Origin of the sequence: Succinimonas sp. (assembly GCF_045225735.1) — a bacterium.
Lineage (GTDB): Bacteria > Pseudomonadota > Gammaproteobacteria > Enterobacterales > Succinivibrionaceae > Succinimonas.
The window spans coordinates 1-22,027 of the sequence record NZ_JBGVBR010000285.1; the positions used below are offsets into that span (position 1 = coordinate 1).

17 protein-coding genes are annotated in these 22,027 nt (G+C 52.5%); 16 read left to right on the forward strand and 1 reads right to left on the reverse strand.

All coding sequences use genetic code 11. The annotated features are described in order from the left end of the window. The first annotated feature begins 314 nt into the window (after positions 1 to 314). From pyrH to accA, 15 genes are all read left to right on the forward strand, one after another. On the forward strand, positions 315 to 1,028 hold the full coding sequence (gene pyrH / locus ACJROR_RS10285) for a UMP kinase (protein ID WP_406040604.1): 714 nt from the start codon (positions 315 to 317) through the stop codon (positions 1,026 to 1,028). A 105-nt stretch (positions 1,029 to 1,133) separates the two neighbouring features. Then, positions 1,134 to 1,694 carry a ribosome recycling factor gene (gene frr / locus ACJROR_RS10290; RefSeq protein WP_406040602.1) on the forward strand — a complete coding sequence of 187 codons (561 nt, stop codon included), beginning with the start codon at positions 1,134 to 1,136 and terminating at the stop codon, positions 1,692 to 1,694. 6 nt (positions 1,695 to 1,700) lie between these two features. Beyond that, positions 1,701 to 2,465 carry a polyprenyl diphosphate synthase gene (uppS, locus tag ACJROR_RS10295; protein ID WP_406546977.1) on the forward strand — a complete coding sequence of 255 codons (765 nt, stop codon included), beginning with the start codon at positions 1,701 to 1,703 and terminating at the stop codon, positions 2,463 to 2,465. Between the two features lie 118 nt (positions 2,466 to 2,583). Then, a complete protein-coding gene (locus ACJROR_RS10300) occupies positions 2,584 to 3,576 on the forward strand; it encodes a phosphatidate cytidylyltransferase (RefSeq protein ID WP_406546978.1) in 993 nt (330 codons plus the stop codon). 32 nt (positions 3,577 to 3,608) lie between these two features. Beyond that, on the forward strand, positions 3,609 to 4,805 hold the full coding sequence (gene ispC, locus ACJROR_RS10305; RefSeq protein WP_406546979.1) for a 1-deoxy-D-xylulose-5-phosphate reductoisomerase: 1,197 nt from the start codon (positions 3,609 to 3,611) through the stop codon (positions 4,803 to 4,805). Between the two features lie 8 nt (positions 4,806 to 4,813). Continuing rightward, positions 4,814 to 6,163 carry an RIP metalloprotease RseP gene (gene rseP, locus ACJROR_RS10310; protein WP_406546980.1) on the forward strand — a complete coding sequence of 450 codons (1,350 nt, stop codon included), beginning with the start codon at positions 4,814 to 4,816 and terminating at the stop codon, positions 6,161 to 6,163. Further along, positions 6,157 to 8,646, forward strand: coding sequence for an outer membrane protein assembly factor BamA (bamA, locus tag ACJROR_RS10315; RefSeq protein ID WP_406546981.1), 2,490 nt, complete (start codon positions 6,157 to 6,159; stop codon positions 8,644 to 8,646). The genes rseP and bamA overlap by 7 nt, the downstream gene beginning before the upstream one ends. Positions 8,647 to 8,820: 174 nt before the next feature. Next, a complete protein-coding gene (locus ACJROR_RS10320) occupies positions 8,821 to 9,330 on the forward strand; it encodes an OmpH family outer membrane protein (RefSeq protein WP_406546982.1) in 510 nt (169 codons plus the stop codon). A 101-nt stretch (positions 9,331 to 9,431) separates the two neighbouring features. Next, positions 9,432 to 10,502, forward strand: coding sequence for a UDP-3-O-(3-hydroxymyristoyl)glucosamine N-acyltransferase (gene lpxD / locus ACJROR_RS10325; RefSeq protein WP_406546983.1), 1,071 nt, complete (start codon positions 9,432 to 9,434; stop codon positions 10,500 to 10,502). A 24-nt stretch (positions 10,503 to 10,526) separates the two neighbouring features. Beyond that, positions 10,527 to 10,988 (forward strand): 3-hydroxyacyl-ACP dehydratase FabZ, encoded by a 462-nt coding sequence (gene fabZ, locus ACJROR_RS10330; RefSeq protein WP_406040620.1) that lies wholly within the window; start codon positions 10,527 to 10,529, stop codon positions 10,986 to 10,988. Positions 10,989 to 11,050: 62 nt separating this feature from the next. Continuing rightward, on the forward strand, positions 11,051 to 11,839 hold the full coding sequence (gene lpxA / locus ACJROR_RS10335) for an acyl-ACP--UDP-N-acetylglucosamine O-acyltransferase (protein ID WP_406040586.1): 789 nt from the start codon (positions 11,051 to 11,053) through the stop codon (positions 11,837 to 11,839). 12 nt (positions 11,840 to 11,851) lie between these two features. Continuing rightward, positions 11,852 to 13,024 (forward strand): lipid-A-disaccharide synthase, encoded by a 1,173-nt coding sequence (lpxB, locus tag ACJROR_RS10340; RefSeq protein WP_406040585.1) that lies wholly within the window; start codon positions 11,852 to 11,854, stop codon positions 13,022 to 13,024. Between the two features lie 277 nt (positions 13,025 to 13,301). Beyond that, on the forward strand, positions 13,302 to 13,988 hold the full coding sequence (gene rnhB, locus ACJROR_RS10345; RefSeq protein ID WP_406040583.1) for a ribonuclease HII: 687 nt from the start codon (positions 13,302 to 13,304) through the stop codon (positions 13,986 to 13,988). A 64-nt stretch (positions 13,989 to 14,052) separates the two neighbouring features. Beyond that, positions 14,053 to 17,607 carry a DNA polymerase III subunit alpha gene (gene dnaE / locus ACJROR_RS10350; protein WP_406546984.1) on the forward strand — a complete coding sequence of 1,185 codons (3,555 nt, stop codon included), beginning with the start codon at positions 14,053 to 14,055 and terminating at the stop codon, positions 17,605 to 17,607. A 216-nt stretch (positions 17,608 to 17,823) separates the two neighbouring features. Next, entirely contained in the window at positions 17,824 to 18,780 is a 957-nt protein-coding gene (accA, locus tag ACJROR_RS10355) for an acetyl-CoA carboxylase carboxyl transferase subunit alpha (protein WP_406040579.1), read from the forward strand. A gap of 780 nt (positions 18,781 to 19,560) precedes the next feature. Here the strand turns inward: accA and rpsT are convergent. Continuing rightward, on the reverse strand, positions 19,561 to 19,824 hold the full coding sequence (gene rpsT, locus ACJROR_RS10360) for a 30S ribosomal protein S20 (RefSeq protein ID WP_274969169.1): 264 nt from the start codon (positions 19,822 to 19,824) through the stop codon (positions 19,561 to 19,563). Positions 19,825 to 20,414: 590 nt separating this feature from the next. Between rpsT and murJ the strand changes: the two genes are divergently transcribed. Beyond that, entirely contained in the window at positions 20,415 to 21,995 is a 1,581-nt protein-coding gene (gene murJ / locus ACJROR_RS10365) for a murein biosynthesis integral membrane protein MurJ (RefSeq protein WP_406546985.1), read from the forward strand. The last annotated feature ends 32 nt before the right edge of the window (positions 21,996 to 22,027 follow it).

A 22,027-nucleotide genomic window follows, 5' to 3' on the forward strand; every position in this document is an offset into this window, starting at 1 on the left:
TTCCTTTAAATCTTTTCATTTTTATCTCCGCGCGTTCATCCTGCCATTTATTCGATCTCGTAAATCGGCCGCCATTTTACCTGAAAACGCAACCGGGGCGTGATGCGAAAGTCATTCCGGGCTTCTTAAGCTTATGATCTCTCTGAATCAAACACTTTTATTTGCCTTTGCGCTGTTCTCTGCTGCGTAACCTGCTAAGTTCCCTGCCAACCACCAAGTTGTGTCCGGTGCCGGCGGTTTTTTGCGGAACTTTCCCATATATATTATAATCCTCTGATCAGACGGTGTTGGGGATATGATACGGGGCAGCGGAAATGAGTCACAAAAGTTTTAAACGTGTTCTGTTAAAGTTGAGCGGCGAAGCTCTTGAAGGAAAGGAAAGCTTTGGGATTGACCCCGAGGTGCTTGATCGCATGGCCGGAGAAATCGGCGCGGTGGTCAGCTCCGGCGTTGAAGTGGGGCTGGTTCTGGGCGGCGGAAATATCTTCCGGGGCGCCAAGCTGGCTCAGGCGGGGTTAAACCGCGTGGTGGGCGACCATATGGGCATGCTGGCCACGGTGATGAACGGTCTGGCCATGCGGGATGCTCTGTACAGAGCAGGGGTGCCGGCAACTCTCATGTCAGCAATCGCCATGCCCGGCGTGTGCGCCTCCTATTCCTGGACAGAGGCCATTCACGCGCTCTCTGCCGGCCGGGTGGTCATTATGGCTGCCGGTACCGGGAATCCCTTTTTTACCACTGACAGCGCTGCCTGTCTCAGAGCCATCGAGATTCAGGCCGATGCCGTAATCAAGGGCACCAAGGTTGACGGCATTTACAGCGCGGATCCGGTAACTCATCCGGATGCTGAGCTTTACCGGGAGCTCACCTATCAGGAAGTAATGGAAAAAGAGCTCAAGGTAATGGATTTGGCCGCTTTTGTGCTGGCCAGAGATCACAAGATGCCCATTATGGTGTTTAATATGAACCGTCCCGATGCCCTGATGCGGGTGATTTCCGGCGAAGACGAGGGCACTATTGTAAGATAACGTCAGACCGTAACAGGCAATAGTCTGGCAATATCAGATAAAGAAAGGCCTTGGCCTGAAGCCGATTATGTAATTTCAGGCCGTAAAAATAAAAGGTAAATGATTATGTCAGTTAATGATATCAAAGCGACTGCAAAGGAAAAGATGACCAAGGCTGTTAAATCTCTGGAGACCCGGATTTCCAAAGTAAGAACAGGAAGAGCTCAGCCGTCTCTTCTGGATGGCATCATGGTGGATTACTACGGTTCCAAGACCCCGCTGAATCAGGTGGCCTCCATCAATGTGGCCGATGCCCGCACGCTTTCAGTAACCGTTTTTGACCGCAGCGCCGCCAAGGAAGTGGAAAAGGCTATCCGTGACAGCGATCTGGGCCTGAATCCGGTATCTGCCGGCACCTCCCTGCGCATTCCCCTGCCTCCTCTCACCGAGGATCGCCGCAAGGATCTTATCAAGGTCGTCCGGGGCGATATTGAGCAGGGCAAGGTAGAAATCCGCAATATCCGCCGCGATGCCAATAATGACATCAAGGCTCTTACCAAGGACAAGGAAATCTCCGAGGACGAGGAAAAGAGAGCTCAGGATGAAATCCAGAAGCTTACCGACAGCAGCATCAAGGATATTGAAAAGATTCTCGCCGACAAAGAAAAAGAGCTGATGGAGATTTAGTCTTCAGTGCAAAATGAATTATACAGCATTGCCGGAGGCTCGGCGGACAGTCCTCGCATTCCGGCTCATGTGGCTATTATCATGGACGGTAACGGCCGGTGGGCTCAGAAGCGCGGACAGATGCGGCTTGCCGGCCACCGCGCCGGAGTTAAGTCCGTGAGAAAGGCGATTGAATTCGCCGGACAGCACGGCATAAGGCAGCTCACGCTGTTTGCCTTTTCTTCGGAAAACTGGAAACGGCCGGAAACCGAGGTTTCCGGCCTTATGGAACTTTTTTCCCGGGCTCTGTCTAATGAGACAAAGAATCTTGCCGAGAATAATATTGTCTTTCAGGTGGTGGGGGATCTCACGCGGTTTCCTGAAAAGGTGCAGACTGCCATTGCCGCAGCGGAAAAGGCCACCGCGGAAAATTCCGGTCTCAGACTGGTGGTAGCCGCCAATTACGGCGGCCGCTGGGATATTGCCAGAGCGGCCCGGATTCTGGCGGAGAGAGCCCTGTCCGGTTCCCTTGCTCCTCAGGATATCAATGAAGACCTGCTGGCTTCATCTCTTGCTGTCACCAATGATGTGGATCTTCTGATTCGTACCGGAGGAGAGCATCGCATTTCAAATTTCCTGCTCTGGCAGCTGGCCTACAGTGAAATATTCATTACTGATATCCTATGGCCTGATTTTGATGACCGGGTATTTCAGGCAGCCCTGGATTACTATCAGGGACGGGAAAGAAGATTCGGCCTTACCAGTGAACAGGTTCAGAAACGGCAGGGCTGATTATTACTAACATGGGATACTGCCGAACAGAATTTTGCGGCTGGCGGCTTTTGCCAGTATTTTAACTATCACGGATTCCGGTTTGGGAAATGTGATTTGACTGTAGTGACCTTACATCATGCTAACCAGAATTATTACCGGATTCTTCCTGTTTATCGCTGCCGGGCTTTGGCTGTTTTTTCCGGCAGCCGGCACGGAATCCCATCCCTTTCTCGCCCTCGATGTTTTCAAAATGATAAGCGGCCTTGTCATCGCTATCGGAGGCTGGGAGTTTGCGAAGCTTGTTTTTCTGAAACCTGAAGAGAGTAATGGCGCTGCCCCTGCATCCTCCGGAAGCCCGGAAGACCGCAATCTCCTCCTGAAGAGATTCCTCTATGCGGCGGCGGTTTTTCTGCTGGCGCTTCTGTCATTTAATTATGTTGATCATGAAGTCTGGACAGGAAGCTGGGCCCGTCCGGCGGAGGTTATCCGGAATCTGGGAATGAGTCCGCTTCTCTGGATTCTGGCCTTCGGCGCCGTCTGGTGGCTGGCAGCTTCGGTGATGGTGTTTTTTTACCCCCGCTCCGGCGTTCTCATGCGCTTTTGGTGGCAGCGGGCTCTTGCCGGCGTGCTCACTCTCATTCCTTTCGGGGTATCCCTGCTCCTTTTAAGGTATACCGGAATCAGCCACTATGATGAGGATCCTTATATCGGAAGCCGGATTCTGCTTTCGGTAATGATGCTGGTGTGGAGCGCTGATACCGGGGCTTATTTTACGGGGCGTTTTCTGGGACGGCATCATATGAGCTCCCATGTAAGCCCGAAAAAGACCTGGGAGGGGCTGGCCGGAGGGGTAATACTTGCTCTTCTGGTGTACGGCATTCTGTACTATGCCGGCATGTATACCGTTTATTATTCCGGCTTTGCCGCTCTCACGCTGGCAGCTCTGCTTACGGTGATATTTTCAGTTTTCGGCGATCTCTCCGAAAGCATGTACAAGCGCTATGCGGGCATTAAGGATTCCGGAGTGATTTTTCCGGGCCACGGGGGCATGCTGGATCGCATTGATTCCCTGTGCGCGGCGATACCGGTATTTCTTGTTTCCTATGCTCTGTTCAGCCTGCTTTTTTAAATGATTCTCTGTTTCGGAAAGGTTTTTGTTTCATGAATAAAGTTACAGTTTTAGGCGCTACCGGTTCCATCGGCGGCAGCACTCTGGATGTGATAAGAAGAAATCCGGAGAGATACTCTCTTTATGCTGCCACGGCGCGGAATAACGTTTCCCGGATGCTGGAAATTGTTAAGGAGTTTCATCCGGCTGCGGCAGTCATGCTGGAGGAGCGGGCGGCCCAGGAGCTCCGGGGACTTCTCGCGGAAGCCGGTCTTAAGACCGAGGTATTGTCCGGATCCGAGGCCCTGAGCGCGGTGGCCGCCAGCGAGGAAGCGAACAGCGTCATGTCCGCCATTGTGGGAGCAGCCGGTCTTAAGCCGACTCTGGCCGCCATTACCATGGGGAAGACCGTGTATCTGGCCAACAAGGAATCCCTGATCATGAGCGGTCATATATTTGTGGACGCCGCCAGAAGATACAAAGCCCGCATTGTCCCGGTGGACAGCGAGCACAATGCGATTTTTCAGTGCCTGCCGGAAAAGGAGCAGAACCGCATCGGACGCTGCGATCTCCGGGAAGCCGGCATCACCAAGCTGGTTCTGACCGGATCCGGGGGGCCCTTCAGGGATCGGGAAATAAGTTCGCTTTCTCAGGTGACTCCCGAGGAAGCGGTAAGTCATCCCAACTGGAGCATGGGCCGCAAGATCAGCGTTGACAGCGCCACCATGATGAACAAGGGCTTTGAGTTTATTGAAGCCCGGTGGCTTTTCAATGCGGATCCCCGGGATATCGAGGTTGTGGTGCATCCGGAATCGGTGATCCATTCCATGGTGCGTTACCGGGACGGCTCCGTGCTGGCGGAGATCGGGGTTCCCGATATGAGAACTCCCATTGCCCGGGCCATGGCCTGGCCTGACAGAATTGACAGCGGAGCTGCCGCCATAGATTTTACCTCTCTGGGCAGCCTTACCTTCAGAGCTCCCGATTTTAAGCGCTATCCCTGTCTTAAGCTGGCCATAGATGCCTGCCAGACCTCTCAGGCTCTGACCACGGCGGTGAATGCGGCCAACGAAGTGGCGGTGCAGGCCTTCCTTGACGGCCGGCTGAAATTTACCGATATTTACACCGTGGCGGCCCGGACGGCGGATTCCTTTGCTCTGGCGCCGGCGGACTCCCTGGAGGATGTTCTTAATATTGATCTCGCTGCCCGGCAGCGGGCTTACAGTGTTCTTGAGGACCTGTCCAGGTAAAGCCGTTCATGGATATTCTCAGCAACATTTTTTATTTTTGCATTGCTCTGGGGGTGCTTATCGCCATTCATGAGGCCGGTCATTTTTTTATGGCCCGGCTCATGGGGGTGTATGTGGAACGGTTTTCTCTGGGCTTCGGCCCGGTGCTGCTGTCCCGGCGGGGGAAAGACGGCACGGAGTATTCCCTGTCCCTCCTGCCCTTCGGCGGTTATGTGAAAATGTACGGCGAAGACAAGGACAGCATTGATGCCAGCCGGGAACACGAGGCCTTCTGCTGCAAAAAGGTGTGGCAGCGTTTTCTCATTGTTCTGGCCGGCCCCTTTAACAATATTGCTTTGGCCTGGGCGCTTTATTTTCTGGTATTCCTGATGGGAATTCCGGATGTGAAGCCGGTGTTCGATGTGATTTCCGGCGGCCTTGCGGAGCAGAACGGCTTCAGATCCGGAGATCTTATTGTTAAGGTCGGGGATGATGAAGTCGTTGATATTGAAGAGAGTCTGTACAGTCTTATAAGCCGCATCGGAGAGGATACCGTATCCGTAACCGTAAAGGGCGGCTATGGAGCAGAGCAGGAAAGAGAGCTTAATCTCCCGCTGTCCTCTTGGTCTCTGGAGCCGGGGAATCCCCGGATTCTGGATCAGATTGGCCTGGAACCCATGTCATACAAAATCTCCGGGCGGATTGAGATGGTGGAATCCGGATCCCGGGCGGAAAAGGCCGGGCTTCAGAAGGATGATGAATTTGTAAGCTATGACGATATTCCGTACCAGAACTGGAAGTCCTTCAGCTCCTATATTAAGGCGCATCCGGAAAAGACTCTTAAGGTAACCCTGAAAAGAGACGCCCGGGAGCTTACGCTGGATCTGATTCCGGAAGGAAAGGAGAAAAATGGCGTCCTCCAGGGTTATGCCGGAATCATGCCGGCGATTGACGAAATTCCCGGGATAACCTTTGTCAGAAAATATGATTTCTGGCCGGCGGTTAAGGGAAGCTGGTATAAAACCTGGGATATGAGTATTATTACCCTCAGGTTTATCAAGAAGTTTGTCACGGGGGACATATCCCCCAAGAATATTTCCGGTCCGGTGGGCATTGCCAAGGGGGCGGGCTTAACCGGCCGCATGGGATATGTGTTCTTTTTGAGCTTCATGGCGCTTATAAGCGTGAATCTGGGGGTGCTGAATCTCCTGCCGATACCGGTTCTGGACGGAGGGCACCTGTTTTTCTACCTGCTGGAGGGGATATTCAGAAGGCCTGTTTCCGCCAAGGCTCTGGATATACTGATGAAAACGGGTTTTGCGCTTCTCTGTCTTCTGATGATAGTTGCCGTGTTCAATGATCTTTACTTTTCATGGTAGATAAAATGCTGTATTCAAAGCTTTTTTGCTCTATGACGCTGGCCTTGACCGCCATGGGGGCGCTGGGCAATGCCGCTTATGCCTCTCAGGAAGAGAATCCTGTTAACAAATATCAGGGCAGCCTTCCGAAGGTGATGCACATTAATGATATTGAAGTCCGCGGCCTTTACCGGGTTACCAAGGGCGCGGTGCTTTTGTCGCTGCCGGTGCAGGCCGGGGATGACGTTACCAGAGACGATGTGGCTCAGGCTCTTCGCAAGGTCTTCCGCACCGGAAATTTCGACATGGTCAACGCCTATTACACCGATCAGGGCGTGCTGGTGCTGGATGTCAAGGAACGTCCTACCATTGTGAATGTCTCCTATGCCGGTAACAATGCCATCAAGGAGGAGCAGCTTAATGACATTATCAAGTCAAAGAACGTCAAGGTCGGCGAAATTCTGAATGTGGAAAAGCTCCGGGAGCTGGAGGCTTCCCTGGAGGATTACTACAACAGCACCGGCCGTTATCAGGCCAAGGTTTCCACCATTCTGGTATACCTGCCCCGGAACCGCGTGGACGTGAAGTTTAATTTTACGGAAGGCGTCAGCGCCAAAATCGAACAGATCAACATTGTGGGCAATAACAGCTTTCCGGAAGAGAAGCTTCTGGCCCAGATGGAGCTCCGGGATCATGTGCCCTGGTGGAATTTTCTGGCAGACAGAACCTTTCAGGCGCAGAAATTCAGCGGGGATTTGGAGACCCTGCGCTCCTTCTACATGAACCGCGGCTATGTGCGTTTTCGGATTGATTCCACCAGAGTGGAAATGACTCCTGATCGCAAGGGCATTTATCTCAGCATTTCCATCAAGGAAGGGGATCAGTACAGCTTTGACAAGTTCAATGTCATCGGGGAAACCTACGGACATGGCGAGGAAATGCTGAAGCTTATCCCGCTGGTGCCGGGAGATGTTTATGATGCCAATCAGGTTTCTCATACCGAAGAGCTTCTGGCCAATTACATGGGCAAGTTCGGTTACGCCTATACCAAGGTTCAGGCCATTCCGGTCATTGATGACGAAAAGAAGCTGGTTTCCCTGAACTTTTCTGTGGAGCCGGGCCACCGCATATACGTAACCGATGTGAAGATCACCGGAAATACCATTACCACTGACGAGGTGGTGAGAAGAGAGATCCGGCAGATGGACGGCACCTGGTTGTCCAATGAGGCTATCAGCACCTCCAAGAGACGTCTGGATCAGCTGGGCTTCTTTGAAACCGTGGAGATGGCTCCCAGAAAAACCGGGACTGACAGCGACACCGCGGAGGTGATTACCACCGTCAAGGAAAGACCCACCGGTTCCGTTAAGGCCGGCATCGGCTTCGGCACTGAAACGGGCATTAATCTTAACGGCGAAGTTTCTCAGGACAATTTTCTGGGCTACGGCGGCAATGCCAGCATCGGCATCAACACCAACAAGTACGATCAGAAGATCGAGCTCCGCTATGACGAACCCTACTTCACAGTGGACGGCGTCAGTCTGGGCGGCAGCATCTACTATGAAAAGTTTGAAGCCGGCGATGCCAACATTGTGGACTACACTAATGAAAAGTTCGGCGCCTCCCTGGGCATTGGCTATCCCATTGATGAGCACAACTTTATCCACTACAACGTGGGATATGAGCATAACAGACTTTCCCAGACATCCTCGTATGTGCAGATTCAGCGTTTCTGGGATACCTACGGCCATGACAAGGATGTCAACGGCAAGGTGATTTTCCAGAACTACACCGCCGGTATCTCTTATTCCAGAAATTATCTGGACCGGGGAGCTCTGCCCCGGGACGGCAGCAAGCAAACGGTATACGGCACTGTGGCCGTGCCGGGATCCGATACCAGATACTACAAGGTTGGCGCCGACACTACCCATTTCTTCCCGCTGGACAAGGATAAGAAGTTCATCATCAATTTCAGAGCCAAGGCCGGCTACGGCAACGGCTACGGCTCTAAAAACGGCATCGACGAAATACTGCCCTTCTTCCAGAATTACTATCTGGGCGGCGATGAGTGGCTGCGCGGCTTCAAATACAACTCGGCCGGCCCCAAGGCACTCTATAATTCGTTTCTCATGGGCCGGATGGGGGTTATCGGCACCCGGGATTCCATCGGCGGCAATGCCATTGTTGCCGGAAGCTTCTCTCTGATTGTGCCGACGCCGTTTGCCTCCGAGGGCTATGAAAATTCTCTCAGAACCTCGATTTTCCTGGATGCCGGTTCCCTGTGGGATACTAACTACGATCCTGATGCCATCGGCCCCTGCCTGGGAAAGTGCGAAAATATTTACGATTACTCCGATCCTTCGGAATACCGGATGTCCGCGGGAGTGACTCTGGTCTGGGTATCTCCCATGGGGCCGATTGGCTTTTCTCTGGCCGAGCCCATCCGCAAGAAGAGGGGAGATCGGACGGAGTTCTTCACCTTTTCTCTGGGGCGCACCTTTTAACCCGGTTAGTCCGGCATATGGAGTATAATTAAACCGCTCTCCCGGTTAATCATCCCGCGGGCGGTTTATGTCATGACAGTTTACCGAGACAGAGTGACCGGTATCCGGTTGACACTCATGATCTTTGTCAGTAAATTATCGTTATCGTTATTGCAAAAAAAGGAACACATAAAAATGAAGAAACTGTTAACAGTTGCAGCATTATCAGCAGTACTGGCTTTTAGCTCCGTGGCAGCTCAGGCTCAGGAGCTGAAAATCGGTCTCTTCAATTACGGGTATGTGCTTTCCAAGATCCCCCAGACCAAGGCTGCTCAGGCCAAGGTTCAGAAGGCTCTGGATTCCAAGAAGCGCGCCCTGGACAAGATGGAAGCTGATTACAACAACATTCAGAAGGCTCTCCAGAACCCCAATATTACTCAGGCTGATGCCCTCAAGAAGCAGAGAGATCTGCAGATGCTGGAGGCCGAGCTCAAGGTGAAGATTTCCGAATTCCGCGAAGAGGAGCAGAAGATCACCAGCAAGGAGCAGATGGATATCAACAAGAAGGTGCAGAGCGCCATCGATCAGGTGGCCAAGCAGAAGGGACTTTCTGTGGTTTTCCGGGGCGAAGGAGCCGTTTATCTCGGTGATGACTCTCTGGATATTTCAGAAGAAGTTATCAGTGTTGTAAGCAAGTCCAAGTAATTTAACAGTTTTAGAACCCGTTTTAGATAAAAACGGGTTTTTTTGTTTAAAATAACAGAACAATCCCGGTTTTGCTTCCAGACACGCAAGGATTTCTATATATGAGCATGCTGCTAAAGGATATTGCAGAGAAGATTGGCGGAAGGATTATCGGCAATGATGCCGCGGAAATCCTTCGAATCGCCAATCTGCAGACTGCCAACAAGGATGAGATAAGCTTTCTGTCGGACAAGAAGATGCATAAGTATCTGGCAGAATCCAAGGCCGGCGCCGTGCTGGTGAAGGAGGAGGATGTGCTCCCGGATTCCGGCATTACCTTTGTGGTGGTTCCGAATCCTTATGTGGCCTTTGCCCGGGTGGCTCAGATGTTTGACACCACGCCCCGGGCCTGCGCTCCCGGCATTCATCCCACCGCTGTTGTCGACCCCACGGCGGAAATAGACGAAACGGCTTCCGTGGGCGCTCATGCGGTAATTGAATCCGGCGTTAAAATCGGAGCCGGAACCCAAATCGGCCCGAACTGCTTTGTGGGCAAGAATACCGTCATTGGCAAGAATACCAAACTCTGGGCCAATGTGTCCGTTTATCATAATTGCGTTATCGGTGACTCCTGTCTCTTTCAGTCAGGCTGCGTTATCGGTTCCGACGGCTTCGGCTATGCCAATGAACGCGGCGAATGGATCAAAATTCCGCAGCTGGGCCGGGTGGTTATCGGCAACAGAGTGGAAATCGGCGCCTCCACCGCCGTGGATCGCGGAGCCGTTGATGATACGGTGATTGAGGACAATGTTATAATTGACAATCAGGTGCAGATTGCCCATAACGATAAGATCGGCTACGGCACGGCCATCGCCGGAGCAGCGGTTTTTGCGGGAAGCGTTGAGCTCGGCAAGTACTGCATTGTCGGCGGCACTTCGGTGTTTGACGGTCATATCAAAATCTGCGACGGCGTGGAAATTCTGGGCCAGGTGGGCAAGAATATCAATAAGCCCGGCAAGTATCACTCATTCCTGCCGGTTCTCGAAGCGGAAAAATGGTGGAAGCTTTTCCCCAAGATGTACAGCGCCGACAGGCTCGCTGAAAAGGTTAAGGCTCTGGAGAAGATTGTCCAGGAGCTCCGGCCTTCTGAAAAGGCAGCCGATGCAACAGATTCCAAAGACAGCAGCAAGTAAGTAAAGGAAAAAGAAGTGACAGAGATTAATACACCTGCCAAGGATTTAGATATTCAGCAGATTTTGAATTTATTACCGCACCGTTATCCGTTTCTTCTGGTGGACAGAGTGCTGAGCTACAACACCGAAGGAGAGCATAAAACTCTGCGGGGGCTTAAGAACGTTTCCTTTAATGAGCCGTTCTTTCAGGGACATTTCCCCGGGAAGCCGGTTCTTCCGGGAGTGCTCATTCTGGAGGCCATGGCTCAGGCTACCGGCATTCTGGCCTTTACCATGGTAGGAAAGCCCGATCAGGACGAGCTTTATTATTTTGCTTCCATTGATAATGCCCGCTTTAAGCGTCCGGTGCTGCCGGGGGATCAGCTGATCCTTGACGTGGAGTACCTGAAGGAGCGCCGCGGCATTGCCAAGTTTACCGGCGTGGCTTCCGTGGACGGCCATGAGGTCTGTTCCGCCGAGCTGATGTGCGCCAAGCGCCGCGGCTGATGGCGTCTTTGCGACTGATGGTCAGCGAATAATTAATTAAATTTAATGGTAAGGAGTTTTCCATGATTGATGAGAGCGCTGTTATTCATCCAACTGCCATTGTCAGTCAGGATGCGGTGATAGGGCCGCGGGTGCAGATCGGCCCCTGGACCTGGGTGGGCCCCGAGGTTGAGATCGGAGCGGACACTCGTATTTCCTCCCATTGTGTTTTAAGAGGCCCCACCAAGATTGGCGAACGCAATCGGATATTCCAGTTTGCCACTCTGGGCGAGGACTGCCAGGACAAGAAGTACAATGGTGAGAGAACCTTTCTGGAGGTGGGCGACGACAATGTGATTCGCGAGCATTGCACGCTGCACCGGGGCACCGCAGACGGAGGCTCCGTTACCAAAGTCGGCAGCCGGAATCTCTTTATGGTTAATGTTCATGTGGCCCATGACTGTCAGATTGGCGATGACTGTATTTTTGCCAATAATGCCACCTTGGCCGGCCATGTTCATATCGGGAACTGGGTTATTTTCGGCGGGCTGGCGGCCATCCATCAGTTCGGCCGGGTAGGCGATCATGCCTTTATTGCCGGCATGGCGGCTCTTAATCAGGACGTGCCGCCGTTTGTCATGGCGGCCGGTCATTACGCCAAGCCGTTTGGGATCAACAAGGAAGGTCTTAAGAGAAGAGGCTTTACTCCGGAAGGAATTACCGCTATCAGACGCGCCTACATGATTGTGTACAAGGAAGGTCATACCATTCCCGAGGCGGTGGAAAAGCTCGAGGAACTCATCAAAACGGAACCGGCTATCAAGCTCCTTTCCGACTTCCTTAAAGACAGCACCCGAGGTATTTGCCGGTAAGGAATATCTTTAATGTCCCGCGCTTCCCGTAACCATCTTTACGCGCTTTCAGCGTGCGAGGCCTCAGGAGATGCTCTGGGGGCCGGGCTTATCCGTGAGCTTCTGAAAAGAGATCCCGAAGCTCGCTTTACCGGTATTTTCGGTCAGAAAATGCGCGCTGCCGCCGGTTCCGCCTATGAGCAGCTCTATGACATGGAAGAGCTCTCGGTCATGGGTATCGGCGAGGTCATCAAATCTCTCCCCCGGCTTCTCAGAATTCGCAAAAATTTTAAATCTGCCGTGCTGGAAAGAAATCCGGATGTCTTTGTGGGAATTGACGGCCCGGATTTCAATCTGTCCGTAGAGCTTTTTCTGAAAAAAAACGGCATTCATACGGTTCATTATGTGAGTCCCTCGGTGTGGGCCTGGCGATCCGGGAGAATCTATAAGATCAAGGCCGCCACGGACATGGTGCTTTCCATCCTGCCCTTCGAGAAGGATTTTTACGCCAAGTATGACGCCCCCTGCACTTATGTCGGACATCGTCTCGCGGAAGAAATTCCTATGGAGTACCCGATTACCGCAGCCCGGCTGGAGCTTAACTTTTCTGAAAACGTCTTTAAGAGCAACATGATAACTGCGGTGCTTCCCGGGAGCCGGATTGCGGAAATTACTTTTCTGACTCCGGAATTTGCCGAAGCCTCCTATCTCCTCCAGAAGAGCTACCCCGGAATGCGTTTCATCTGCGCGGCCACCTCTCTGGCCAAGGCCCGTCTTATCAGCAGGCTTTGGCGGGAACATGCTCCGTCCATTCCTCTTACTATTTGGATCGGCAAATCCCATGCGGTAATGGCTGCTGCCAATGCCGTGATTCTTTCCTCGGGCACGGCCACTTTGGAAGCCATGCTGCTTAAGAAACGCATGGTGGTCTGTTATATTATCAGCAAGATCACCGCCATGATCGGAAAGCGGGTTTTGAAGGTGGATATGTATTCTCTCCCGAATCTGCTGGCGGGGCGGCGCATTGTGCCGGAGCTTATTCAGGATGACTGCAATCCCGTCAGGATCTGCGAAGAGGTGAAGAAGATTTATACTCAGGAAAACCGGGAGCAGATGATGGAATTTACCAGAATTCACAAGGAGCTCCGGATTGCTTCCGATGCCAAAGCCGCTGAGGCGGTGCTGAAGGTAATTGCCGCGGGATGAACAAAGCGGAGCGGGGGAAAACGGACGTATAGGAAACCTGCTTTGGCAGGTTTTTCAGTTTCAGCGCCGGGAAGGAATGAGCGGCCGGAAAGATATTATTATACTGTGGATAAGTTTGGGGTTAACCTGTTAATAACTTACTGATAACCTGTTGACAGATCTGGGAGCCCTGGTTTCCATGAAGCATTTTTCCGTTGCCGCGCCGGATGAGGCTCATATCTTTATGCGCGCTGCAGTTCCGCTAGTCCGCTTAGCATATTAAAGTCTGAAAAACACCATGAACAATAAAGAGCAGAAAACTCAGGAAGCAGCCTTCCGGTATCCGGAAATTCCGGGCATCAGGATTTTTGCCGGCACGGATGAAGCCGGCCGCGGCCCCTTGGTGGGCAATGTGGTGGCCGGGGCGGTAATCCTGGATCCGGCCCGGCCCATTGCGGGACTCCGGGATTCCAAGAAGCTTTCCGAAAAGAAGCGGGAAGCCCTTTTTACCGAAATCACTGAAAATGCTCTGGCCTTTGGCATCGGAGAATGCACTCCCGCTGAGATCGACTCCCTTAATATTCTCTGGGCGGCCATGCTGGCGATGGAACGGGCGGTGCAGGCTCTTAAGGTGAAACCGGATTTTGTGCTGGTTGACGGTAACCGCCTCCCCCGGAACCTCAGCATTCCGGCTCAGGCGGTGGTGAAGGGGGATGCTCTGGTGCCGGAAATCAGCGCCGCTTCGATTTTGGCCAAGGTTACCCGGGATCGGGAGCTTCGGGAACTGGATGCCCGGTATCCCGAGTACGGCTTTGCCCGGCACAAGGGCTATCCCACGGCGGAGCATCTGGCTCGGATCCGGGAGCTGGGCGTGCTGTCCTGCTATCGGAAAAGCTTCCGTCCGGTGGCGGAAATTCTTGCGGCCAGGGACGGGAAATTTTCCGATGACATTCTGCTTCGCGGCAGAGAGGCCGAGTTATTCTGAAGCGGCCTTTCCGGACGGATAACATTCTTCTCAGACTTCAGTTAAATAAAATCAGGAACGGGATATGAACACAGACGGCAGATTTGTCCATCTTCATGTGCATACTGACTATTCATTCCATGACGGTCTTATGGATGTTAAGGCAGTGGTCAAAAAGGCTCAGGAACTGGGCATGCCGGCCGTGGCCATTACGGATCGCATGAATCAGTGCAATTCCGTGAAGCTTTATGAGGATTGCATTCCCCGGGGCATCAAGCCGATATTTGGCATTGAGCTTTGCGTTTATGACGATACGGTGGTGCGGGGCAAGAAGGAGTTTTTCACCATCGAGCTTCTGGCTCTTAACGAAGCCGGTTATCACAACATTGTGGAGCTCCAGGCAGACGGCTACCGGCAGGGGATTATTGACTACAATATCTGCGTTCCCCTCAGCAAAATCAAGGAGCGCTCCTCCGGGGTGGCCGTGCTTTCCGGCAGCATTGACGGCGATGTGGGCAAGTACATTCTGGAGGGCCGGCTGGATCTGGCGGAAAAGCGAGCCGCCATGTACAAAGCCCTCTTTCCGGATTCCTACTATCTGGAGCTGACCCGCATGGATCGCCCCGGGGAGGAGCGCTACATCGAGGCGGCTCTCAATCTGGCCCAGAAGCTGGATCTCCCTGTTATTGCCACCAACTATGTGCAGTTTGCCCGGGAGGAGGATTACGAAATCCACAACATTCGGGTAGCCATTCAGGACAAGGTCACCCTGGCGGACAAAAACTGGCATCCTCCCTATACTCCGAAGATGTACATGCGTTCCCAGGAGGAGATGGCGGAGCTTTTCAAGGATATCCCCGAGGCCGTGCAAAACACCGTATACCTTGCGGCGCGCTGCTCGGTTTACATGCATCTCGGCAAGAACTTCCTCCCTAAATTTCCCACCGGAGGTCTTTCTGATGCCGAGTTTCTCAAAAAGGAATCCTATCAGGGGCTGGAACAGCGTTTGGAATTCATGTATCAGGATCCCGAAGTCCGCCGCCAGAAGCGTCTTGACTACCTCATCCGGCTGGAAAAGGAGCTCAAGGTTATTATTCAGATGGACTTCCCGGGCTACTTTCTCATTGTGATGGAATTTATTCAGTGGTCCAAGAAGCACGATATCCCCGTGGGGCCGGGACGCGGATCCGGCGGCGGTTCTCTTGTGGCCTTCTGTATCGGCATTACCGACTTTGATCCTTTGCCCTTTGATCTTCTGTTCGAGCGCTTCCTGAACCCGGAGCGTGTGTCCATGCCCGACTTTGACGTGGATTTCTGCATGGATAACCGCGGCAAGGTGATTCAGCATGTGGCGGATCTTTACGGCCGGCAGTCGGTGTCCCAGATCATTACCTTCGGCACTCTGGCGGCCAAGGCCTCGGTGAAGGCGGTGGCCCGGGTGATGGGAAAATCCTATTCCTTCGGCGACCGGCTGGCCAAGCTGCTGCCCAAAAAGGTTAATGACAAGCTGGATTATACGCTGACGGAGGCTCTGGCTCCCCCGAAGGATCCCGCTGACGATGCCGCCAAAGCCTTTCGGGAAAAGTATGCCGAGGATGAGGAAATTCGCGAGGTGGTGGATAAGGCCATCCGGGTGGAGGGGCTTACTACCTCCCACGGCAAGCATGCCGGGGGCGTGGTGATCTCTCCCTCGGTGATCACCGATTTCGCGCCGCTGATGTGCGATGACGACGGCGGGGACTTTAAAACCCAGTTCGACAAGCATGACGTGGAGGAAGCCGGTCTGGTTAAATTCGACTTCCTGGGACTCCGCACCCTGACTATTATCCGCTGGGCTCTGGATATGATAAACGAGCGGATGAAGCGGGAGGGGAAGCCTCTCGTGGACATTCGGAGGATTGATCTCGCGGATCCCCTGTCCTATGAAGTTCTTAAAACCACCGAAACCACGGCGGTGTTCCAGCTGGAATCCCGGGGCATGCGTGAGCTTATCGGGAAGCTGCAGCCGGACTGCTTCGAGGACATCATCGCCTTGGTGGCTCTTTACCGCCCGGGCCCCCTGGGCTGCGGCCTTGTGGATAACTTTGTCAACCGGAAGCATGGCAAGGAAGAAATTGCCTATCCGGATCCGGAGTTTCAGCATCCGTGCCTCGAGCCCATCCTGAAGCCCACCTACGGCGTCATTATCTATCAGGAGCAGGTAATGCAGATTGCCCAGGCCATGGCCGGATACAGTCTGGGCGGCGCCGATATTCTGAGGCGCGCCATGGGCAAGAAGCAGATGGACGTGATGCAGAAGCAAAGGGCCAAGTTCCGGGCCGGAGCGGTGGAAAAGGGCATTGACGGCGACCTTGCCATGAAAATCTTCGACATGGTGGAAAAGTTTGCCAAGTACGGCTTTAATAAATCCCATTCCGCGGCTTATGCGCTGGTGTGCTTTCAGACGCTGTGGCTCAAGGCGCACTATCCGGCGGAATTCCTGGCGGCCATGATGACGGCTGATAAGGAAAACGCCGACAAGGTGGTGTCCTACATAAATGAGTGCCGCCGCCTGAAAATCCCGGTGGATCCCCCTGATATCAATGAAGGCAACGTGCATTTTATCGTTAATGACAAGGGGCATATCGTTTTCAGTCTGGCGGCGGTGAAGGGCGTGGGAGAGTGGCCGGTGAAGGCCATTATGGAGGAACGCAAAAAGAAGCCCTTTACCAGCATTTTTGATCTCTGCCGCCGCATTGATCGCATGTCCATGAGCCGCCGGGTGCTGGAGGCTCTCATCAAGGCCGGGAGTCTGGACAGAATAGGGCCGCACCGGGCAGCTCTCATGGCGGCGGTGGATGCCGCTCTCAGGCTTAATACCGAGTCCTCCAAGGACAGAGAATCCGGAGAAATGGATTTGTTCGGAGGGATGATGTTCTCGGATATTGCCGAACCCCCGTATCCGGAGGTCAAGCCTTATCCTGACAAGATTAATCTCTCGGGGGAGGTGGAAACTCTGGGACTTTATCTTACCGGACACCCCATGGATCGCTACCGGAACGAGGTACTCCATTTCAGCGGAGCCAAGCTGGGAGAATTAAGAGCCTCCGACGGCGGTTACGGCGAGGAAAAGAAAAAGGTGATTGTCGCCGGCATTATCCAGCATTTGGAATGCCGCACCACCAAAAGCGGCAACCAGTTTATGCAGGGCCGTCTTATCGATTATACCGGAGAGGTGCTGTTCTCGCTGTGGCGGGACAAGTTTGACAAATACCGGAATCTGGTGCGGGATGACATGCTGGCGGTATTTTACGGCACGGTGGGATATGATAATTACAATAAAGGCGTGGAAATCCGGGTGGATGAGATTATTAACATCTGCGAGGCCCGGCATCGTTACGGGAGAGCGGTGCGGATCTGCCTTAACGACACCCTGATGAAAAAGGAAAACGAGATGAACCTTATCAGGGATGCGGTGTTCCGCTACCCCGGATCCATGCCCCTGGAAATCCTTTATGAAAAGGAAAACGGCGCCATGCTGGTGCAAAGTCATTATCAGGTGGAGCCCTGCGATGAGCTTTTGGATGATCTCCGGTACTATTGCGATGGCAAGGCTGCTGTGTCCTATGTGGAGCCGCAAAAGCCGGTGTTTCAGGTTTGATGTATTTTCGGAGCAGGCCTGCTCCAAGCAGGAGTTTCTGAACCGGCAATCATCTCTCAGGCACGACTTTTATGAAGCGATTTGGGAATTTGTTCTTTCTGTCTCGTATTTTGCCGGATCGTGGGTTAAAATTATGTATTTGATTTCTGATGCTGTAACATTACAGTCGCTACTGAAGGCTTTCCGCTCCGCCGGAGCAGTTTACAGGGTTTACGCATGAATATAGATTATTTGGATTTCGAGCAGCCTATTGCTGAGCTTCTTGCTCACATCGATGAGCTGAAACATGTTAGCAACAACATAGGCGAAAGCGTTGATTTCTCTGATGAAATAGCCTCTCTTGAGAAAAAGGCCGTGGAGATGACCAGAAAGACCTTTTCTGATCTCGGAGCCTGGCAGATTTCCCGCCTCTCCCGTCATCCTCTCCGTCCTTACACTCTTGACTATATTAAAGAAATATTTACGGATTACGAAGAACTCCACGGAGATCGGGCCTATGCGGACGACAAGGCCATTATCGGCGGCATCGCCAGAATTGACGGCGAACCGGTAATGCTGGTAGGCCATCAGAAGGGGCGCAATGTGCAGACCCGCACCATGAGAAATTTCGGGATGCCCCGGCCCGAAGGCTATCGCAAGGCCTTAAGGCTGATGCAGATGGCCGAAAGGTTCAAGATGCCCATCATTACCTTTATTGACACTCCGGGCGCTTATCCCGGCGTGGGAGCTGAGGAAAGAGGTCAGGCCGAAGCCATTGCCAGAAATCTTAAGGTGATGAGCGCTCTTAAGGTGCCCATTATCTGCACGGTTATCGGAGAGGGCGGATCCGGCGGCGCTTTGGCCATTGGCGTGGGGGACAGAGTCAATATGCTCCAGTATGCCACATATTCGGTAATTTCGCCGGAGGGCTGCGCCTCCATTCTCTGGAAGAGCGCGGACAAGGCTCCCCTAGCAGCCGATGCCATGAATATTACCGCCAAGGATCTTAAGAGACTCAAGCTCATTGACAGCGTTATTGAAGAGCCCCTGGGAGGAGCGCACCGGGATTACCAGAAGATGGCCGAGAACCTGAAGAAGCAGCTCCTCAAGGATCTGAACGAGCTTAAGAGCGAATCCCCGGAGAGTCTGCTGGAAAAGAGATACGAGCGTATCATGAAGTACGGGTACTGCTGATAAGTGGATGATGAGCCGGACTTTTGCCGGCCCTGAAAACGCAGAAGGGTGTCTTCCAAGGAAGGCACCCTTTGTTTTTGCGTTAAATCTAATAATAGTAGTTTTAAGGCTAGTCGTTTTGACCATGTTTCCAAAAAACGGTCATCCGGTGAGGATGACCGAAAACACGGAATGAAAAACAAAGATAGGATCTTCGTTTCACAGGTAATAGTTTAGAACATTTGCAGGCCAAAAAGTTCAAAAAAACCGAAAAAACGATGCATTTTCACGAAGTTTTGTTAAAAAGTGTGAAATTGAACGGAAACAGATAATAAAAAACCCATGCGGAAACCCGCATGGGATAAAGAAATATTATGAAGGAGACTAAACATGAGAACCAAAGATTCTATACTTAATCTGTATGTTTAGAGTACCGCCCCATGAAAAAGTTCCCAAAAAATTGCAGAAATTTTAAAAAGATTTTTGCGTGGCTGAATAGCGGGGTTTTACAGGCAAAAAATTATAATATAGACGTGAAATAAAAATGTCTATACTGTTCTCAGGCAGGGAATTCAGAGTTTTGCTCCCGGAAGAGGATAAACCGCTGTACCCGCGGAAAGGGGGTAAAAGGAGGTTTAAAAGGGGTGGTGAAAAGAAGGGCTAAAAGAGGATCTTAAGAGGGGGAATCGGCGGGCCGGTTTTCAGTTTAGCCCGGCTGAGGGGCGGGGTGAGGGCGGATAGTCGCAGCTCAGCATAAAAAACCCCTCCGGAGAGGGGCTTTCTGAAAAAAAATCCTGCGGATTAACCTAAAGCCTTGATCTTCTTGCTCAGGTTGGACTTATGTCTGGCAGCCTTGTTGATGTGAATCAGTCCCTTGGTGGCAGCGCGATCCAGAAGCACCTCTGCTCTTGCGAAAGCAGCCTTTGCAGCCTCTTTGTCGCCGGCCTTGCAAAGATTGATGACCTTCTTAACAGCAGTACGCATCTCAGAACGCTTAGCAACGTTGTGAACACGATTTCTTTCAGCGATGATAACACGCTTCTTAGCAGACTTGATATTTGCCAAAGTAAACTCCTAAAAACTTAACAGAAAAAAGTGCAATACAGATTACCTGAGTTTATCGTACCGTATCGGTATTGTCTTTTTATGAAATTCCAACAATCCGTATGAAACCACGATAAGGCTACCGGTGCATAAAAAAACAACACATGCGGAGATCCGGGAAAGCGCCGCGGAGTTTCAACTGACTCCCTTTCCCGTATTTTCGCAGTGAAAGCGGCACAAAGAGACACTTCCTTTCAGAAATTCATGCTGCCTGCGTCCGGCGTTGTCCAATAAACCGGGCGTATTTTATATCTTTATTTCACATTTGTCAGCATGGGGCAAACAAAAACTTCATTTCTTTCGGCGGGACGGGCCTGTCCATCTGATGCCATGATGATCTCCGGAGAATGGAGCCGGAAGGACAGCAGGGAGCCTGCCGCGGAGAAGCCGCAGCGGGGCCGCATAACCATGATAATTGCAGGCGGGGATAATTGAACAATAGGCCCGGGTGAGATAAAATCTGCCACTGTCTTATATTTTGATTTCCATCATGCTGCCCGCCGGGGTATCTGACGGGGATTCTGTTCCCGGCGCGGCTTCTCGGAGCTAATATGGCCAGGCTTTTTCGATCCGGTCTCATTACGGCCGGGGCTACTTTTTTGTCCCGGGTGCTCGGACTCGTGCGGGATATCTTTATTGCGCATCTTCTGGGAGCCGGACAGAGCGCAGACGTGTTCTTTTTTGCCAACAGAATTCCCAACTTTCTGAGACGTCTTTTTGCCGAAGGAGCCTTCAGTTCGGCCTTTGTCCCCATTATGACCGAATTTCAGGAAAAAAAGTCTCCCGAGGAGCAGAAGGAGCTTCTTTCCTGTGCCGTGGGAACTCTGGGCATTATCGTTTTTCTGGTAACCGTTCTGGGCATGGCTGGCAGCGCCGCAGTTACCGCGCTCTTTGGCTGGGGCTGGTTCTGGGAATGGTATAACGGCGGCCCGGAAGCGGATAAGTTTGTTCAGGCTTCCTTTCTCCTGAAAATCACCTTCCCGTATCTTTTCTTTATCACTCTGACTGCGGTGGCCGGCGCCGTGCTTAATACCTGCGGCAGATTCCTGGTGCCAGCCGTAACCCCCTGTCTCCTGAATCTCTCCATCATTGGCTGCTGCGTTTTTCTGGTGCCGCATCTTGAGGATCCCAATACCGCTTTGGCAGTGGGGGTGCTTCTGGGCGGTATTGTCCAGTTCCTTTTTCAGTTCCCGTTCCTTTACCGTCTCGGGAAGCTGGTCTGGCCGAAGTGGGGCTGGCATCACGAGGGAGTAAAGAGGATCAGAACACTGATGATCCCGGCTCTTTTCGGAGTGTCCGTAAGTCAGCTGAACCTTCTGGTGAACACCATGCTGGCATCCTTTCTGGCCACCGGAGCCATCAGCTATCTCTATTACTCGGATCGTCTTCTGGAGTTTCCCATCGGGATTTTTGCCGTGGCCATCAGCACGGTGATTCTCCCGGCCTTGTCCAAGGTACAGGTTAACAATGATATTGCCGGCTTCAGGAAGACCATGGACTGGGGCGTGAAGCTGGTGCTTACTCTGGGGATTCCGGCCATGCTGGGCATGATCGCTCTCAGGGAACCGATACTCCGGGTGCTTTTTATGAGAGGGGAGTACGGCGTGGATGCGGCCGTTCATTCCTCCTGGAGTCTGATAGCTTCAGTATCGGGGCTCTGGGCCATTATGCTGGCCCGGGTGCTGATTCCGGCCTACAATGCCCGGAAGGATACCAAAACCCCGGTGAAATACGGCATTATTTCCATGGTTTCCAATCTCTGCTTCAATCTGATTCTGGTGTGGCCTCTGGAGGTGTTTTTCGGGATCGGCTTTGTGGGGCTGGCCCTGTCTACCTCCCTGGCGGCTTTTGTGAACGCTTTTCTTTTGGCGCGGGGACTTCGCCGGGAAGGTGTCTACCGCTTTTCCCGGAGGCTCATGCTGTATGTGGCTAAGGTGATAATCGGAGCCACAGTAATGTTTGCCGCAGTAACCTTTTTAAAGCTTGCCATTACCGAGGACATGGCGGGGTGGGCCGAGCTTTCCTTGTGGCAGGCGTTTCTTTTTCTATGCGGTCTTATTCTGGCGGGATCTCTTATTTACGGTGCTGTTCTTTTGATTTTGGGCGTGCGGCCCCGGGAGCTTCGGGGCTAGCCGATATTTTGTTAAGCAGGTTACATTTTCTG

Excerpts from the sequence above, each read along its gene's own strand:
- rnhB (WP_406040583.1), top strand. The coding sequence starts at position 13,302 with ATGAACAATAAAGAGCAGAAAACTCAGGAAGCAGCCTTCCGGTATCCG.
- ACJROR_RS10320 (WP_406546982.1), top strand. The coding sequence starts at position 8,821 with ATGAAGAAACTGTTAACAGTTGCAGCATTATCAGCAGTACTGGCTTTT.
- frr (WP_406040602.1), top strand. The coding sequence starts at position 1,134 with ATGTCAGTTAATGATATCAAAGCGACTGCAAAGGAAAAGATGACCAAG.
- bamA (WP_406546981.1), top strand. The coding sequence starts at position 6,157 with ATGGTAGATAAAATGCTGTATTCAAAGCTTTTTTGCTCTATGACGCTG.
- lpxB (WP_406040585.1), top strand. The coding sequence starts at position 11,852 with ATGTCCCGCGCTTCCCGTAACCATCTTTACGCGCTTTCAGCGTGCGAG.
- ACJROR_RS10300 (WP_406546978.1), top strand. The coding sequence starts at position 2,584 with ATGCTAACCAGAATTATTACCGGATTCTTCCTGTTTATCGCTGCCGGG.
- pyrH (WP_406040604.1), top strand. The coding sequence starts at position 315 with ATGAGTCACAAAAGTTTTAAACGTGTTCTGTTAAAGTTGAGCGGCGAA.
- dnaE (WP_406546984.1), top strand. The coding sequence starts at position 14,053 with ATGAACACAGACGGCAGATTTGTCCATCTTCATGTGCATACTGACTAT.
- ispC (WP_406546979.1), top strand. The coding sequence starts at position 3,609 with ATGAATAAAGTTACAGTTTTAGGCGCTACCGGTTCCATCGGCGGCAGC.
- lpxA (WP_406040586.1), top strand. The coding sequence starts at position 11,051 with ATGATTGATGAGAGCGCTGTTATTCATCCAACTGCCATTGTCAGTCAG.
- rseP (WP_406546980.1), top strand. The coding sequence starts at position 4,814 with ATGGATATTCTCAGCAACATTTTTTATTTTTGCATTGCTCTGGGGGTG.
- murJ (WP_406546985.1), top strand. The coding sequence starts at position 20,415 with ATGGCCAGGCTTTTTCGATCCGGTCTCATTACGGCCGGGGCTACTTTT.
- lpxD (WP_406546983.1), top strand. The coding sequence starts at position 9,432 with ATGAGCATGCTGCTAAAGGATATTGCAGAGAAGATTGGCGGAAGGATT.
- accA (WP_406040579.1), top strand. The coding sequence starts at position 17,824 with ATGAATATAGATTATTTGGATTTCGAGCAGCCTATTGCTGAGCTTCTT.